Annotated in this window: 1 protein-coding gene; it reads right to left on the reverse strand. The window is 37.3% G+C overall.

Features of this window, described 5'->3' with window-relative positions; genetic code table 11:
• Nucleotides 1–244: hypothetical protein (locus IQR33_RS34000; protein ID WP_228014066.1), on the reverse strand; the 244-nt coding region annotated here is incomplete at both ends.

Consider the following 244-nt stretch of genomic DNA (forward strand, 5'->3'; position numbering starts at 1 on the left):
TACGATTCACTACCTGTGCGGCTATCGATTGAATTTTCGATTTTTAACAGCTGGCTAATTTGTTTGTTTACGTTGTTAAGCTCGGTTTTAACGTCCTCGATCAATTCATTAGGAGCAGGGAAATGGTGTTTGTTTAAGTGTTCAATCTTTGCCAATTTTGGTGGTAAGTCGTCATCACATAACAAGACGAGAATGGTCTTTAGTCTTTTTGAATAACATCTGAGTGCTTCAAAACGGTTTTGTT

Origin of the sequence: Vibrio sp. OPT46, assembly GCF_015163535.1 — a bacterium.
Lineage (GTDB): Bacteria > Pseudomonadota > Gammaproteobacteria > Enterobacterales > Vibrionaceae > Vibrio > Vibrio alginolyticus.